Origin of the sequence: Rhodopseudomonas palustris (assembly GCF_003226555.1) — a bacterium.
GTDB lineage: Bacteria > Pseudomonadota > Alphaproteobacteria > Rhizobiales > Xanthobacteraceae > Rhodopseudomonas > Rhodopseudomonas palustris_I.
In genome coordinates, this window is sequence record NZ_QKQS01000006.1 from 96,288 (window position 1) to 111,415 (window position 15,128).

13 protein-coding genes are annotated in these 15,128 nt (G+C 66.3%); 5 read left to right on the plus strand and 8 right to left on the minus strand.

Features of this window, described 5'->3' with window-relative positions; all coding sequences use genetic code 11:
• Positions 1-503: 503 nt before the first annotated feature.
• Positions 504-1,307 (minus strand): hypothetical protein, encoded by an 804-nt coding sequence (locus DNX69_RS02470; protein ID WP_110784439.1) that lies wholly within the window; start codon positions 1,305-1,307, stop codon positions 504-506.
• On the minus strand, positions 1,304-1,873 hold the full coding sequence (locus DNX69_RS02475) for a sigma-70 family RNA polymerase sigma factor (protein ID WP_110784440.1): 570 nt from the start codon (positions 1,871-1,873) through the stop codon (positions 1,304-1,306). Before DNX69_RS02475 ends, DNX69_RS02470 begins: the two co-directional genes overlap by 4 nt.
• 374 nt (positions 1,874-2,247) lie before the next feature.
• Here DNX69_RS02475 and DNX69_RS02480 point away from each other — a divergent pair, with 374 nt between their 5' ends.
• Both DNX69_RS02480 and DNX69_RS02485 read left to right on the plus strand, forming a co-directional pair.
• Positions 2,248-3,393: a GGDEF domain-containing protein gene (locus DNX69_RS02480; protein ID WP_110784441.1), complete on the plus strand. Its 1,146-nt coding sequence runs from the start codon at positions 2,248-2,250 to the stop codon at positions 3,391-3,393.
• A gap of 77 nt (positions 3,394-3,470) precedes the next feature.
• The gene (locus DNX69_RS02485; RefSeq protein ID WP_110784442.1) at positions 3,471-4,583 is read left to right on the plus strand and encodes a DUF2336 domain-containing protein; all 1,113 of its coding nucleotides are present in this window, start codon (positions 3,471-3,473) and stop codon (positions 4,581-4,583) included.
• Positions 4,584-4,604: 21 nt separating this feature from the next.
• Here the strand turns inward: DNX69_RS02485 and DNX69_RS02490 are convergent, their stop codons facing one another.
• The 5 genes from DNX69_RS02490 to DNX69_RS02510 form a co-directional block, all read right to left on the minus strand.
• Positions 4,605-6,815: a TonB-dependent receptor family protein gene (locus DNX69_RS02490; protein WP_110784812.1), complete on the minus strand. Its 2,211-nt coding sequence runs from the start codon at positions 6,813-6,815 to the stop codon at positions 4,605-4,607.
• A gap of 32 nt (positions 6,816-6,847) precedes the next feature.
• Positions 6,848-9,070 (minus strand): TonB-dependent receptor family protein, encoded by a 2,223-nt coding sequence (locus DNX69_RS02495; RefSeq protein ID WP_110784443.1) that lies wholly within the window; start codon positions 9,068-9,070, stop codon positions 6,848-6,850.
• A gap of 57 nt (positions 9,071-9,127) precedes the next feature.
• Entirely contained in the window at positions 9,128-9,511 is a 384-nt protein-coding gene (locus DNX69_RS02500; RefSeq protein ID WP_110784444.1) for a DUF2946 family protein, read from the minus strand.
• 92 nt (positions 9,512-9,603) lie between these two features.
• Positions 9,604-10,242 (minus strand): NrsF family protein, encoded by a 639-nt coding sequence (locus tag DNX69_RS02505; protein ID WP_110784445.1) that lies wholly within the window; start codon positions 10,240-10,242, stop codon positions 9,604-9,606.
• Positions 10,243-10,244: 2 nt separating this feature from the next.
• On the minus strand, positions 10,245-10,790 hold the full coding sequence (locus DNX69_RS02510; RefSeq protein ID WP_110784446.1) for a sigma-70 family RNA polymerase sigma factor: 546 nt from the start codon (positions 10,788-10,790) through the stop codon (positions 10,245-10,247).
• 252 nt (positions 10,791-11,042) lie between these two features.
• Between DNX69_RS02510 and DNX69_RS02515 the strand changes: the two genes are divergently transcribed.
• The 3 genes from DNX69_RS02515 to DNX69_RS02525 all read left to right on the plus strand — a co-directional run bounded on the left by DNX69_RS02515 (position 11,043) and on the right by DNX69_RS02525 (position 14,193).
• Positions 11,043-11,711: a hypothetical protein gene (locus DNX69_RS02515; RefSeq protein WP_110784447.1), complete on the plus strand. Its 669-nt coding sequence runs from the start codon at positions 11,043-11,045 to the stop codon at positions 11,709-11,711.
• A gap of 86 nt (positions 11,712-11,797) precedes the next feature.
• Positions 11,798-12,577, plus strand: a complete 780-nt coding sequence (locus tag DNX69_RS02520) for an enoyl-CoA hydratase (protein ID WP_110784448.1) — start codon at positions 11,798-11,800, stop codon at positions 12,575-12,577.
• Between the two features lie 197 nt (positions 12,578-12,774).
• The gene (locus DNX69_RS02525; protein ID WP_110784449.1) at positions 12,775-14,193 is read left to right on the plus strand and encodes a TolC family outer membrane protein; all 1,419 of its coding nucleotides are present in this window, start codon (positions 12,775-12,777) and stop codon (positions 14,191-14,193) included.
• Positions 14,194-14,226: 33 nt separating this feature from the next.
• Here DNX69_RS02525 and DNX69_RS02530 read toward each other — a convergent pair whose 3' ends face one another.
• Positions 14,227-15,126 (minus strand): siderophore-interacting protein, encoded by a 900-nt coding sequence (locus DNX69_RS02530; RefSeq protein WP_110784813.1) that lies wholly within the window; start codon positions 15,124-15,126, stop codon positions 14,227-14,229.
• Positions 15,127-15,128: the final 2 nt, after the last annotated feature.

Consider the following 15,128-nt stretch of genomic DNA (forward strand, 5'->3'; position numbering starts at 1 on the left):
GACGCAACCTACGAATCGACGAGCAGCTTACGAACAATGTTGTTAACAAAAATTTACCATGTCCAGCTCAGCGGTAACTCGTAACTGTACGAGCCCGGACCCAGCGGGTGGAATTTTTCGAAATCAGGAGTCCCAGCCAAGCGGCGGCGGCAGTGGGGCCGCAAAACGAAAGACCCGCCCGGGGGGACAACCGGGCGGGTCAAAAGCCATATCAGCGCAGGGGTGGATGGGCGCTCGCGCCGAATGGCCTCGTTGGGGAGGTGGTTTCCGCTCCCACAACGATTGGTCTGCCGACAACGCCGGACGTTCAAAGCGGTTGCGGATTTTTTCGGACGTCTCGCGGGATGGTGAAGCGCCCCCGCTTCGGCCCCATGCTCCGGCCGCGCCCAGGCGGTCAGCAGTTGGCTTCGGCGAAATGTCGCTGTTCGGAGGGCAACAGCCTTGTTGAGGCGCGCTGCGCGTCAGCGCGCTCTCGCTGCAAGCATCGGCGTCGGGTTCGCTTCTTAAGGAGCAGACAGCACCACGCTGATGATCGGCTCTTTCTGCAGCCGGCCGATCAGATCGTCCTGAGCCTGTTTCGACAGCGCACGATTGCCGAATTGCAGCCGGAACACCCCGCCCCTGGAGCTCTCGGTCACCACCGCGTCGTAGCGGTCGAGCAGCGCCGAGATCTCCGCGGCGCGGGCGTCGGGCACGAATTTCACCAGCGCACGCGGCCCGGTCTGCGGCGCCAGGCTGCGGACCACCGGGCCACCCGAACGTTCCGCCATCACCATCGGTGCAGCCGGCCTCGCGGATTCGGCGGTGCGCTCTCTGGTCGCAGCGCCGGACGGCGGTGCCGGCGCGGCATCCTGCTGCGGCTGATAGGAGGCGGTCTGCACCTCGCCCGGACGATGCCAAGCCAGCATCGCACCGATCAGGCCCGCCTGCAGCAGCAGCGCCAGAGCAGCCGCCGAGGCCGTCCAGGCCAACGCCTTCGGCGACAGACCGGCAAAGAAGCCGGCGAATCGCGCGCCGAGGCCTGGTCCACCGGCCGCCGCCTGGGCCGGCTCGGCATCGATCGCCGCGAACAGCTTGTGCATCGTCCGCGACGACGGCGCGCCGAGGCTCTCGTTCAGTTCGATGGTCGCGGCATATTCTTCCAGGATCACGGCGTATTGCCGGGCCAACTCGGGATCGCGGTCGAGCGCCTCGGCAACCCGGCGGCTGTCGCGCGCATCCAATGTCCCGGCGGCGTACCACGGCAGCAACGCCTCGATGTCGCCCGGCTCACTACGCTCGGGCATCGTCTTGCTCATCGCCATCATGGCCAGCCTCGCTGGACACCGGCCGCCAGCAGCAGGTCGGCGAGTTTCTTGCGCGCATAGAACAGCCGGGTCTTCACGGTGTTCTCCGGAATTCCGACAATCTCGGCGACTTCTTGGACGGACTTCTCATGGTAGTACACCAGATCGACGATCTCTCGATGCTCGGGCGACAGCGACGTCAGACACTGCCGCAGCACCTCGCCCGTATCCTTCTTCTGCACTGCGATCTCCGGATCATCGGCGGGATCCTCGATCGCAGCAGCGGCCTCGTCGTCCAGTTCAGCGTCCTTACGGCGTCGCAGCGCAGACAGCGCCTTGAACCGCGTGATCGCGAGCAGCCAGGTTGAAACAGCAGACCGTCCCTCGAATTTGCCGGCCTGACGCCAGACGTCGAGAAACACTTCGCTGATAAGATCCTCGGCGATCTGTTCGTTCCGAACCAGCCGGAGTCCGAAACGAAAGACTTTGACGTGATGCCGGCCGTACAGGACCTGCATCGCAACCCGGTCCCCTTGAGCGATCCTGGCGATCAGAGCCTCGTCCGTGGCAGCCTGCTTGCTCGTCACTGGCGATCTCTTGACTTAGGTCGGCCCGGCCCGGCGGAAGGTTCGATAAACAAAAGCAAATTTAATATCCCCGGGATTGTCGCAGGACCCTGTTGTGGCGCGAACCGGGGCATTTCCACGCCCTTTCCGCAGTCCGGCTCGCACTGAGTCGGCGGTTCCGACTGGGCGGAGGTTACCAAGCTGCGATGCGTTTTGCGCGACATATCCGCATGGCGGTGGCAGCCGACCACACCGGAAATCCCGCGAACCAGAAAATCGTCCGGAAAGTCAGCCCGCTACCGGGCCCCTGCGGCAATACCTACAACCATGCGGATACCAAAACGAAAGGCTTTTTCACGTAGGTTCCCAGAACTCTACTCTCGACCGGGCGGACGATGGGACGAACTGCCGCGATCTCGGGTGCCCTGCCCGATCCCCAAGCCTGCGCAGACGATGCGCGGACGCTCGCCGTCCGTGGCCGGCGCATGCGGCAGCGCCGGCGGATGTTGGACCTGATCATCGTCAGCTTCATGATCGACGCGGCGATCCTGTTGATCTACGTCCAGGCGGGCACCATTCAACCAATCGTAGCCGTGGCCTTCGCCGTTTGCGGCGGCGTCCTGGTCAGCATCCTGTTCGCCCTGTCCGAATCCGGGTTCAACGACCGCTTCTCCGACCATTATCTGACAGTCCCGATCGCCATCACGCATCTGGTGCTGATTGTCGGATTCGCGGCTTGGGTGCCGCAGATCGGCGCATTCTTCCTGTTTGAACTGTTCGTCCTGTTCGGTTTCGCCGCGCTGCGCGCGGACCGGCGGCAGGGGCTGATTTGCTGGGGGGCGCTGTTGTGCGTGTTGTCCCCCTTGTTCCTGCTTACCGACCTACCGCTCAGCCTGCCGCATCAGTCGCTGCTGGAGCGGTTCGCCACCCTGCTGGCCCTGGTGCTGACGGTCGGCCGCTGCATGTTCATCGGGGCGTTCTCGAAGGCGATGCGGGATTCGCTGTACAAGCGCGGTGTCCAGCTCCGCGAGGCGTATCAGCGGATCGAGGAGCTGGCCGAGCTCGACGAACTGACCGGGGCCTATAATCGCCGCTGCGTGATGCGGCATCTGGATAACGAAATCGAACGTGCGGCGCGCCATTGCGAGCCGATGTCGCTGGCGCTGATCGATCTCGATTTGTTCAAGCGCATCAACGACACCTACGGTCATCCGATCGGCGACGAGGTGCTGCGCACCTTCGCGATCACGATCTTCGCCAACATCCGCAGCTTCGACCGGTTCGGCCGCTACGGCGGCGAAGAATTCCTGCTGATGCTGCCCAACACCGACCAACGCGAAGCGCAGCAGATCCTGGAGCGGCTGCGCTTGATCGTCGCCGAGCTGGACTGGAGCGCGTTCTCGCCGAGCATGATGGTCACGCTGTCCGCCGGCGTCACCACCATGACCTCGGCGGAATCCGCCGATTCCGTGCTGTCGCGTGCCGACCATGCGCTGTACGAGGCCAAGCACGGCGGACGAAATAGGATCGCTTACGCCTGAACACACAGCACCGATACTGATTGCGAACTGACTGCGCCTGAAGAAGCAGGCGTCAGCCCGGACTCTAGGAAAGAGTAATGTTTTCGAGATCGAAGCGGCCCGCCCTCCGTCTCCTCGACGAATTGCAAGCCATGCTGGCCCACGGCACCGTGGCGCGCAGGGTCGAGACGTTGCGCCGGGTCACCGACCTGTTTATCGGCGGCGCCGTCGAGTACAATGCAGAGCAGATCGAGGTGTTCGACGACGTTTTCACCTGCCTGGTGGAGAACATCGAGTCCAACGCCAAGGTGCTGCTGGCGCAGCGGCTCGCCCCGGTGCAGGCGCCGCCGCGGATCATCCGGCAGCTCGCCTTCGAAGACCGGATCGAGATCGCCGCGCCGGTGCTGTCACGCTCCGAGCAGCTCGACGACGCGACGCTGATCGCCAATGTGCGCGCCAAGAGCCAGCAGCACATGATGGCGATCTCGACCCGCCGTATCCTCAGCGGCGCCGTGACCGACGTGCTGGTCGAACTCGGCGATCCGGCCGTGGTGCAGAGCACGGTCAAGAACCCGGGGGCCGAGTTTTCCGACAACGGCTACTGCACGCTGGCGCAGCGCGCCGAGCACGACGACGACCTCGCCGATGCGCTCGGCCAGCGCGCCATCCCCCGCGCGCAATACCTGAAGATGATCGCGATCGCTTCGGCGACGGTCCGCAGCAAGCTCAGCGCCGCCAATCCGCAGGCCTCGGCCGACGTCGAGACGGCCGTGCGGGAGGCGAGCCGGCTGGCGCGCTCGGCCACCAGCAGCATCAGCCGGCAAACCAGCATCGCCCACGGCCTGGTCCGCTCGCTGTTCGAAGAGGGCCGTATCGACTCCGCCGAAGTGCACAGTTTCGCCGTCCAGCGCAAATTCGACGAAACCAATCAGGCGATCGCCTGCCTCGCCAACATTACGGTCGAGACTGCCGAGGCCATGATGGTTGAGTCGCGTGACGAGGGCGTGCTGATCCTGGCCAAGATCTGCAACCTGACCTGGGACACGGTGCGCGAGATTATCTACATGCGCGACGAGATCAACGGCACCCGCTCCCCCGATCTCGAGGAATGCCGCGAGACCTACGAGCGGCTGCGCCCCTCGACCGCCCAGCAGGTGCTGCGCTTCCACCGCATGCAGCAAGCCGCCGCCGCGGCGTCGTCGGCCGCCTGATCGGCCGACGACGAAACACGCTCACATCCGGTAGCGCAGACCGCCGAACACGGCGCGCCCCATCCCCGGATTGAACAGCGCCGACGCTGCCGTGGCGGTCTCGACCGCAATCGTGGTCGAGATGTAGCGCTTGTCGAGCAGGTTGCGGCCCTCGATATAGCCGGACCAGCCGGTGCCGTCATCGTAGCCGAGCTTGAAGTTCAGCAGCGCGTAAGGATCGACCGTCAGCGTGTTGGCGTTGTCGGCGAAGAACGCCTGCGGCATCCACTCGACGTTCGGGCCGGCGTAGAAGCCGCTGGCATGCTTGTACAGCACCTCGGCGCGGACATAGTGCGCCGGCACCGCGGGAAGCTGGTTGTTGCCCCAGGTCGCGTCGCCGTCGAAGCGGAAGTCGCTGTAGGTGTAGGCGACGTTGAACCAGAATCGGTCCTCCTGCGCGAAGGTCGATTTCAGGAACGCGACGCCGAACCCGGCCTCGACGCCCTGATGCACCGTGCGGTCCGCATTGCGGATCGTGCAGGCGCCGGGCGTCGTCGGGCTGGTGAGACACTGCAGCTCGTTGCGGATCTCGGCGCGATACAGCGACACGTCCCAGGTCAGATCCGGCCGCCGGCCGCGGGTGCCGATCTCGTAGGTCGTCGCGGTCTGAGCGTTGATGTCGGTGCTCGCCGGTGACGCGAAGGTGGTGACGTCGTAGGTCGGCACCTCGGCGCTACGCGAGATGTTGCCGTACACCTGCCAGGCCGGATCGACATCCCACAGCACACCGATCTTGGGGCTGAACGGATTGTAGACACGGCGTCCCGACTGATCGCCGTTCGCCAGGAACCGGTCCTGCTGGTCGCGCACCGCGTGCAGGAACTGCGCCCCGGCGACCAGCGCGACGTTGGGCAACAGGTAGAACGAGTTGTCGGCGTAAGCCGAGACGTTCTGCGACTTCCACAAGTAAGACGCCGCCAGCGGTCCCTTCACCGCCGCGCCGACGTTCCAATACTGGTTGATGTCGATGGTGCCGTTCTGGATGTTGAGGCCGGTGATCAGACGGTTGCGGAAGCCGCCGATGAAGCGGTCGTCGGTGGCTCGGGTGAAGCCGCCGTAGTCGTGGACGTGAAAATCCAGCCACTGATAGATCGGATGCATCACGTGGCGTTCGAGCACGAAGGCGCCGAAATCCACGCTGGTCTCGCCAAACCGCAACGTCGTCTTGTTGGCGACGCGCACCGAGTCGATGTTGCGCTGCTGGTCCTGCTGCACCCACACCGGATTCGCCGCACGCGGCGAGTTGAGCGCCTGATCCTTGGTGACCTCACCCGGAATCTGCGCCCGCCACCGGCTGACGTTCAGATAGAACCGGGTCTCCGCGTCCGGCGAGAACTGATAGCCGACATTGGCATTCAGCCGTTCGGCGTCGGTCTTGCTATGCTCGCGATAGCCGTCCTCGCGCTGCGCCGACATCGTCATGTACCAGTCCGCGGCACCGGCGACACCGCCGGTCGCGACCTGCGATTTCAGATAGCCGAAACTGCCGCCGTCAATCCGCGCTTCGAATTCCGGCGCATTGCGCCCGGTCGGCATCACGAAATTGATCGCACCGCCGAGCGAGTTGGCGCCGTAGCGCAAGCCGTTGGCGCCCTTGTAGACCTCGATATAGCGATAGGCTGTGGGATCGATCTCATAGAGGTCGAACAGCCCGTCCGCGGTGTTGATCGGGATGCCGTCCATCAATGGATTGATGCCACGGTTGCCGTAGGCACGCGACAGGCCCGAGCCGCGGATCGAAATCCGCCCATCCGGCCCCCAGCGCTGCTGGATCAGCACGCCCGGCACCCAGCCGAGCGCGTCCTTGACGGTGCTGGCCGGCGAATTCTTGAACTCGGTGTCCGGCACCAGTGCGACGCCGCCGGGGATGCGCTGAATCTCCTGCCGCGCCTGCGCGGTGGTCGGCACCGTCAGGCTGGCGGGCGCGCCCGAGCCCGGCTCGCTCGCCGCGCCCGCGACCGGCTGCACAGGCGCGGCGCCGCGGCGACCCGCGCGCACCGTGCGGCCGCTACTCGCGGCGGTGCGTGGCTTCGGCCGCGCAGCGGGACGTGGCGCCGGATCGGGCGCCTGCACGGTCACGGGCGGCAGTGGATCGCGGCTCTGCGCCGACGCCGCCACGCCGAGCCACGGCGCGGACGCCACAACGGCAGCGGACGCCAGCAGGACGCGGCGGAACGACGGCATGGACGACATTTGAAACTCCCGAAAACCAATCATCGCGCGCATCACCAGCGCGCCTTGAAGCCGGCATAGACGGCGCGGCCGGTGCCGGGTTCGAACAGCGGCGAATTGCCGTTCGCCTTGTCGATGATGCTGGCCGACGCGATGTAGGTCTTGTTCAGCAGGTTGCGGCCCTCGATGTAGATCGAATACGGCCCGCCATTGTCGATGCCGGCCTTGAGGCCGAGCAGCGCGTAGGGTTCGGTCTGCAGCGTATTGGCGCTGTCGACGTAGTAGGCCTGCGGCACCCACTCGACGTTCGGTCCCGCATAGAAGCCGTTCGGGTTCTTGTAGAGCAGCTCGGCGCGCAGATAGTGCCGCGGCGCGCCGGGCAGCAGATTGTTGCCGAACCTCGCGTCGCCGTCGAAGCGGAAGTCGTTCAGCGTGTAGGCCATGTTCAGCCACAGCCGGTCCGGCGCGCCGGCGCGCTCGAACAGATGCTTCAACAATGTCACGCCGAGACCGGCTTCGACGCCTTGATGCATGGTGCGGTCGGCGTTGGTGACGTTGCAGTTGCCGAACGCGCTGTACAGGCACAACAGCTCGTCCTTGATCTCGGCGCGATACAGGCTGAGATCCCAGGTCAAATCTGGCCGCCGACCGCGGGTGCCGATCTCGTAGGTCGTGGCGCGTTGCGGCCGGATACTCGTGAACGGGATGAACGGAATCCCCGGTCCCGACGCGCTTTCGCCGAAGCTCGGCACCTCGGCGCTGCGCGAGATATTGGCGAACGCCTGCCAGGTCGGATCGATCTGCCACAGCAACCCGCCCTTCGGACTCCACAGATTGAACGTGGTCGAGCCGGACTGATCGCCGTCCGACAGGAAGCGATCCTGGCGGTCGCGGGTGGCATGCAGGAACTGCGTGCCGGCAATTAGGGCGACGTTGGGCAGGAAGTAGAACGAGTCCTCAACGAAGACGCTGGTGTTGGTCGACTTGTCGAGCGACGACGATGCCAGCGCGCCCTTCTGCCCGACGACGTTGACGTATTGTTTGTTGTCGATCCGGCCGTTGAGCAGATTGACGCCGGCGACCAGTCGGTTGCGATAACCGCCGATGATGCGATCGTCGGTGACCTTGGCGAATCCGCCGTAGTCCTGATAGCGATAATCGAGCCACTGGAAGATCGGATGCATCAGATGCCGATCGACGCCGAACGCACCGAAGTCGACCACCGTGTTGTCGAACCGGATCGTGGTCTTGTTGGCGAGCCGCATGGTGTCGATGTTGCGCTGCTGATCGAGCGCGAGATTGCCGGCCGCAGCGGTCTGCGGCGAATTGAGCGCCCCGTCCTTGGTCACGCTGCCGGGAATCCGCTGCCGGACGTGGTTGGCATTCAGATAGAACCGGGTTTCGATATCCGGCATGATCTGGTAGCCGACATTGGCGCTGAGCCGGTGCGCCTCCCCGTCGCTGTGATCGCGGAAGCCTTCGGCAGCCTGGGTCGACGCAGTGACGTAGCCGTCCCAAGCGCCGTTGACGCCGCCGGCATTGGCCTGGAGCCGGCGATAGCCGAACGCGCCGGCATCGACGCTGACGCCGTTGGGGAACGGATCGCGGCCGGTCCTGGTGACGAAGTTGATCGCGCCGCCGAGCGAATTGGCGCCGTATTGCAGCGCGTTGCCGCCCTTGTACACCGCGACGTAGTTGTAGGCGGTCGGGTCGATCTCCTGGAAATCGCCGTAGCCGTCGGCAGTATTGATCGGGATGCCGTCCATATAGAGCTGCACGCCGCGCAGGTGGAAGTTGCGCGACAAGCCCGAGCCGCGGATCGACAACCTTGTGTCGTCGCCCCATTTCGGCTGCGCGAACACGCCGGGCACGTAGTCGAGAATGTCCTTGATGGTGTTCGCCACCGTCGAGTTGCGATAGGCGTTGGCCGGCACCAACGCGACGCCGCCCGGCGTCTGTTGGATGTCGGCGAGCGCTTGTTGCACCGTCAGCACAGTCAACGCCGGCCCGCGACCGACCTCGTTGGCCGACGCGGCTGGCGCCTGCGCGGCGGGCTCTACGCTCCGCACAGCGCGGGTGGATCGCGACGTCGCGCGCGGCTTTGGACGCGCCGGTGCGGGCCGCGTGGCCTGATCGGGCGCCTGCACGGTGACCGACGGCAGGGTGTTATCGGGGCGACTTTGCGCCGCGGCGGGGAGGACGACGAGGCAGGTGGAGACGAGCGCGGTGGCGTGCGCGAGCACACGGCTGCGTGACCGCGGACATGCGGATGACATCAGATAACTCCGGCAACTGATCGGACGATGAGGCGGGCGCGTGCGAACGCGCGATCGTCAGGTCAGGGCCGGCGGACCGCGTGGCTGGTAATCGAGCGACGGCTGCAGCGCGACGAACGGCGCCGCACGCGGGACTTCGTAGCGAATGCTGAATGCGACCCGGATCGCCAGCGCCGGAGGCAGCGGCGGCGGGGTTGCGCTGACATGCTGGCCGAGACACAGCGGGCAGCGGATCGGAACGGCCTTGGCCGGCTGGCCGGCATCACCCGAGGCGCTATCGGCGTCGGCAGCAGCGAAGCAGAATTCGTGGCCGGTGAGGAGTTGCGTCGGCGACTGGCTGGCAAGCAGCGCGCTGGCGAGGACGACATTGAACACGAGCGCGTAGGCGGCGATCCATGCCGCCACCAACGCCCTCGCCCGCCGTCGTGAAAACCCGCTCATTCAGCGCCCCTTGGTGTTTTGCTACCACAGGCACAAAGCGAGTCAAATTCATTCGCAATCAGTTACATCCCGGAGGCGAGCCGGGCATTGCCTCAATAGCGCAGCACCCGCGGCCCGAGCAGCGCACCGATGGCGGCGACGATCGCGGTCGCAAGCGTGTACCAGGTGGCGACGAACAGCGGCGAATCGTCGACGCAATGCACCGCGTACAGCGTGCCGGCGAGACCGGCCGACAGCATCCCGGCAACCGCGCCGGCCAATGCAGGATGCGATGGTGCACCGCGCCGCAGACCGAGCAGCGCCGCGCCGAGGATCGGCAGCGACAGCACCGGAATCGCGCCGAGGCAGAGCATCGAATTATGCCCGACCAGCCGCGTCATCGCCGAGGTGCGATGCGGCAACATCGCTTCTGCACCGATCGCAAGGCCGAGAATCGCCAGCGGCGTCAACAGCAACAGGCGCCAGCCTTTCGCAGTCGCCTCGGGGCGCGACAGATGCAGCGCCACGATGATCGCCGACAGCGACAGCGTCAGCGTCACAACGAACTTCAAATCGAAGAACGGATTGTGCATCGCCGCGGACAGATCGGGGCGAAGCCCGAGCGTCGACAGCAGCAGCGCGGCTGATACTGGCAGCGCGACCAGCAGCGAGGCGGCCAGCACCTGCCCCACCGGCCGGTCGCGGTCGGCGCCGTCGGCGGCGAGCGCTTGGATCAGGCGATCGGTTTCCATGGTCACACCGTTCTCAGTTTGGCGGCGAGCGCCGACAGGCCGCGATGCAGCGCCACCCGCACCGCGCCCTCGGTCATCGACAGCTTCGCCGCGGTGTCCTTGATCGAGGCGCTGTCGACCGCGATCGATTGCAGTACCTCGCGCTGCCGCGGCGGCAGCGCTTCGAGATGCTTCGTCACTTCGCTCGCCGGCAGTGTTTCGCGCGGCTGCTCGCTCGCCAGCGTCTCGGCAAAGTCGTCGATATCGACGAACACCCGGCGGCCGCGGCGACGCAGCGTGTCGATCAGCTTGTTGCGAGCGATCGCGAATAGCCACGGCGCGAACGGCGCGCCGGAATCCCAAGTGTGCCGCTTCAGATGCACGGCGAGCAGAATTTCCTGCACGATATCCTCGGCCTGATCGACGGGTTGTCCGGCTCGCGCGAGCCCGCGACGCGCCCCTGCGCGCAGCACCGGCGTGACGGCCTCCAGCAGGCGCCGATAGGCGATGCTGTCGCCGGCATTGGCCGACAGCATCAGTTCCGTCCATTCGTCGTCACGTCCGTGCACGCACGCTCCCGCAAGACAGTTCGGCTCCGACGGCCGTTCGTTACGCTTTCCGGACGATCACGCTACCGTGACCGGGCGGGAGGCGATGCCACGGCCGGGCGAACTCATAGCATTGTTCGGCCAGCGCCAACCATCTTCCCCATCGCTGCCAAGATGTTGCCGCGGATCGGCAATGATTCCTCATGGTTTGGCCCCGCTGACGCCACCGCACTGCGCTTTGTGACGGCCGGGCTGGCAAATGGGGAGAATGTCATGGACATCAAAGCCAGCGGGCGCTCGGCTCTGGTCATAGCAGCAGGATTGACGGTGGGGTTGTGGTGCGTCGCGCCAGCAACTCCCAGCTTGGCGGCACCGCAGACGGCCGCCAGCGACAGCGGCAGCGCCGCCAAACCCTCGCCGAAAAAGAAGATCGTCAGGCACCACGCCAAGCCGGCCAAGGCCAAGCACTCCGCGGCCAAGCCGGTGGTCAAATCGCCGGTCGACGAAGACCGTGCCGCCAACACGCCGCAGACCGAACCCAAGCCGCTTGCCGACGCCAGCGGCGCGCTGCCGGCCTCGATCGCCAACGCCCACGCCGAAGCCACTCCCGCCGAAGTCGGCAGCAGCCAGACCGGCGCAGCCGCCGAACCGGCCAAGCAGGCCGAGGCCCCTTCCGCCACGCCGAGCGCGCCCGAGGTGATCGCCGCCGATCAGGTCAACGATCTCGACCGCGCCGCAACCGACGCCGCGCAAATGCAGGCCCAGGTTCAGCCCCAGCAACCGGCGGCCAACGAAGCCGCCACGGTCGCGCAAGCTCAGCCGCAAGCACAGGCCACCGAACACGACGACGCCTGGGACAAGGCATCGTTGATCGGCAAGATCTTTATCGCCGCCGGCGGCCTTCTCACCCTCGCCTCCGCGGCGCGGATGTTCATGGCCTGACGACGCACTTGCCCACCCCTTGAAGCCGCTGGCGGCAGCGGGCAGATTGCCCGCGGCCACGGTCGGCCTTCCCGGGGACATGCATCATGAGCACATTCGAATTCATCATCGTCGAACGTCAGAACGCGGTCGGCATCATCAAGCTCAACCGCCCGAAGATGCTGAATGCGCTGTCGTTCGGCGTGTTTCGTGAGATCGGTGCTGCGGTCGAGGATCTCGAAGCCGACGATACGATCGGATGCATCCTGATCACCGGCAGCGAGAAGGCGTTCGCCGCCGGCGCCGACATCAAGGAGATGCAGCCGAAGGGCTTCATCGACATGTTCAACGAGGACTTCACCTCGATCGGCGGCGATCGTCTGGCGCGCTGCCGCAAGCCGACCGTCGCCGCGGTCGCCGGCTACGCACTCGGCGGCGGCTGCGAACTGGCGATGATGTGCGACATCATCATCGCCGCCGACACCGCCAAGTTCGGTCAGCCGGAAATCACCCTGGGCACCATTCCGGGCATTGGCGGCACCCAGCGCCTGACCCGCGCGGTCGGCAAGTACAAGGCGATGGATCTGTGCCTCACCGGACGGATGATGGATGCGCAAGAAGCCGAGCGCTCCGGGCTCGTCAGCCGCATCGTGCCAGCCGACAAGCTGATGGAAGAAGCCGTCGCCGCAGCCGAGAAGATCGCCACGATGTCGCGCCCCACCGCCGCGATGGCCAAGAGCGCGGTGAACCGTGCGCTGGAAACCACGCTGGCCGAAGGCCTGGCGGTCGAGCGCGACCTGTTCCGCTCGACCTTCGCGCTGGACGATCGCGCCGAGGGCATGGCGGCGTTTATCGAGAAGCGCAAGCCGAACAATCAGAACCGCTGACAACACGCTGACGGATTGCCGCAGTCACGACCTCAAAGGCGCGTGAGACCACGCGCCCGATCGTCGCAGCGTTGCCGCATCACAACACCTCGGCGGCCAACCGTCGCCTTTCCCGCCCACTGATTGCCTCGCGCTGCAGTGCGTTCTACAAACGCGCAGGCATCACGGGGCGGATGTCCAGGAGGGCGCGGGACCGCATGGTTTGGTGGACGACACTCGTTGGCAGCGCGCATCGCGCACATCGTTCGGCGTGGACCCTGGGGGTTGCCGCCGCGATCGGCGTCGCAGCGGCCGGACCGGTATCGGCCGAAGGACTCACCGACGCGCTGGTCAAGGCGTACCAATCCAACCCGCAACTGATCGCCGAACGCGCCCGCCAGCGCGCCACCGACGAGAACGTCCCGCAGGCGCTTGCCGGCTACCGGCCACAGCTGATGGCGTCGCTCGGGGTGGGTTTGCAGCAGGTTCGCAACCTGCTCCCCGGCAACACCTTTCAAAGCGATACGCTGAAGCCGTGGACGATCGGCGTCACCGTCACGCAGACGCTGTTCAACGGCTTCCGCACCGCCAACAGCGTGCGCGTCGCCGAACTGCAGGTGAAGTCCGGCCGCGAGGCGCTGCGCAATGTCGGCCAGGGCGTGCTGCTCGACGCGGTCACCGCTTATACCAACGTGCTGGCCAATCAGGCGCTGGTGGCTGCACAGAAGGCCAACGTCGACTTTCTCAGCCAGACTCTCGACATCACCAACAAGCGGCTGAATGCCGGCGACGTCACCCCGACCGACACCGCCCAGGCTGAAGCCCGGCTCAACCGCGGCCGCGCCGACCTCAACGCCGCGGAGGTCAATCTTGCCATCAGCCAGGCGACCTATGCGGCGGTAATCGGCAACCTGCCCGGCAAGCTCAGCCCGGCCTCCCCGGTCGACCGGCTGCTGCCGCGCAGCCGCGAGGACGCGATCGCGCTGGCGGCGAAGGGCAATCCGGCAGTGCTGGCGGCGGGCTACGATGTCGACGTCGCCTCCACGACCATCCGGGTCGCCGAGGGTTCGCTGCTGCCGACCGTAACCCTGCAGGGCAGCGCCAGCCGCAGCCGCCAAGCGGATTCGACGCTCGGCACCTTGGGCACCGACCAGGCCTCGCTGATCGGCCAGATCAACGCGCCGATCTACGACGGCGGCACTGCCGCCTCGCAGACCCGGCAATCCAAGGAACTCGCCGCGCAAAGCAGGTCGGTGCTCGATCTGGTGCGCAGTCAGACCCGCACCGCGGCGATCGGCGCCTGGGTGTCGAACGAGGGCGCCAAGATCGCGGTCAGCGCCGCGGAGTCCGAAGTCCGCGCCGCCGAGATCGCGCTGCAGGGCGTCGGCCGCGAAGCCCAGGGCGGCCAGCGCACCACCGTCGACGTGCTCAACTCCCAGCAGGACGTGATCCAGGCGCGGGCGCGGCTGATCGGCGCGCAGCGCGACCGTGTCGTCGCTTCCTACACCCTGCTCAGCGCGATCGGCCGGCTCGACGTGCAGACGCTCGGCCTGAACACCCCGGACTATCTGCCGGAAGTGCACTATCACCAAGTCCGCGACGCTTGGCACGGCCTGCGCACCCCGTCGGGGGAGTGAGCCGATCCCTTCGCGCCACCGATCCGAACCGGATCAGTGGTGATGATGTTCACCGTCGTGATGGTGATGGTCGTGGCCGCCGTGATGCTCGTCCAGCATCGCGAAGTATTCGTCGTCGCGATCGTTGCGGAACGCATCGGCATAGGCCGGCTCGGTCATGCCGCGCCGCCAGTAACCGATCGCCAGCACCTGGCGGGGACCGAACCCGCGCTGCTTGCGCGCGTGGGCGCGTAGCCGGCGGACGGTGGCGGATTCGCAGCCGATCCACACGAAGCCATCGTCCGGCGACGGCCAATCCATGCCGAGCACCGCGTCCTGAATCAGCGTCGAATCGCCGGGATCGACACCGTTGCGATGCAGCCAGGTGAGTTCGATGTCGGCGCGGCAGTCGATCGGCTGCTCGTCGGCCGGGCCCGGCACTTCGATGAAGGCACGGCCGCGCGCGGTCGGCGGCAGGCTTTCCATGATCCGGGCGATCGCCGGCAGCGCGGTGTGATCGCCGGCGAGCAGATACCATTTGGCCGGCGCCACGGTGAGCCCGGCGGGCAGGCCGACGCCGAGCAGATCGCCGGGCTTGGCGTTCCCCGCCCAGCGCGAGGCGACGCCGTGCTCGTGCATCACGAAATCGACGTCGATCTCCCGCGCCACCGGATCGTAGCGGCGCAGACTATAGGTGCGGAGTGCGGGGCATTTGTCCGGCGCCGGCCAGATCGGCCGGCCGCCCTCGCCGGCCAGCGGCCATTCCGGCTCGGTGACGCCGGGCGGCGGCACCAGCAGCTTGATGTTCGGTCCGTCGCCGTAATTCTCGAGTTCGTCGCCGCCGAGCGTGATCCGGCGCATGTTCGGAGTCAGCAGCCGATTGCGCACGACGTGCAGCACACGGACATCGCGGAAGCGCTTCGGCGCCATCTTCGGTTCGACCACAAGCGTCATGA

Bases quoted from the DNA above. Each gene is read 5' to 3' on its own strand.
- DNX69_RS02470 (WP_110784439.1), bottom strand. From the start codon at position 1,307: ATGATGGCGATGAGCAAGACGATGCCCGAGCGTAGTGAGCCGGGCGAC.
- DNX69_RS02480 (WP_110784441.1), top strand. From the start codon at position 2,248: ATGGGACGAACTGCCGCGATCTCGGGTGCCCTGCCCGATCCCCAAGCC.
- DNX69_RS02485 (WP_110784442.1), top strand. From the start codon at position 3,471: ATGTTTTCGAGATCGAAGCGGCCCGCCCTCCGTCTCCTCGACGAATTG.
- DNX69_RS02490 (WP_110784812.1), bottom strand. From the start codon at position 6,815: ATGTCGTCCATGCCGTCGTTCCGCCGCGTCCTGCTGGCGTCCGCTGCC.
- DNX69_RS02495 (WP_110784443.1), bottom strand. From the start codon at position 9,070: ATGTCATCCGCATGTCCGCGGTCACGCAGCCGTGTGCTCGCGCACGCC.
- DNX69_RS02500 (WP_110784444.1), bottom strand. From the start codon at position 9,511: ATGAGCGGGTTTTCACGACGGCGGGCGAGGGCGTTGGTGGCGGCATGG.
- DNX69_RS02505 (WP_110784445.1), bottom strand. From the start codon at position 10,242: ATGGAAACCGATCGCCTGATCCAAGCGCTCGCCGCCGACGGCGCCGAC.
- DNX69_RS02515 (WP_110784447.1), top strand. From the start codon at position 11,043: ATGGACATCAAAGCCAGCGGGCGCTCGGCTCTGGTCATAGCAGCAGGA.
- DNX69_RS02520 (WP_110784448.1), top strand. From the start codon at position 11,798: ATGAGCACATTCGAATTCATCATCGTCGAACGTCAGAACGCGGTCGGC.
- DNX69_RS02525 (WP_110784449.1), top strand. From the start codon at position 12,775: ATGGTTTGGTGGACGACACTCGTTGGCAGCGCGCATCGCGCACATCGT.
- DNX69_RS02530 (WP_110784813.1), bottom strand. From the start codon at position 15,126: ATGACGCTTGTGGTCGAACCGAAGATGGCGCCGAAGCGCTTCCGCGAT.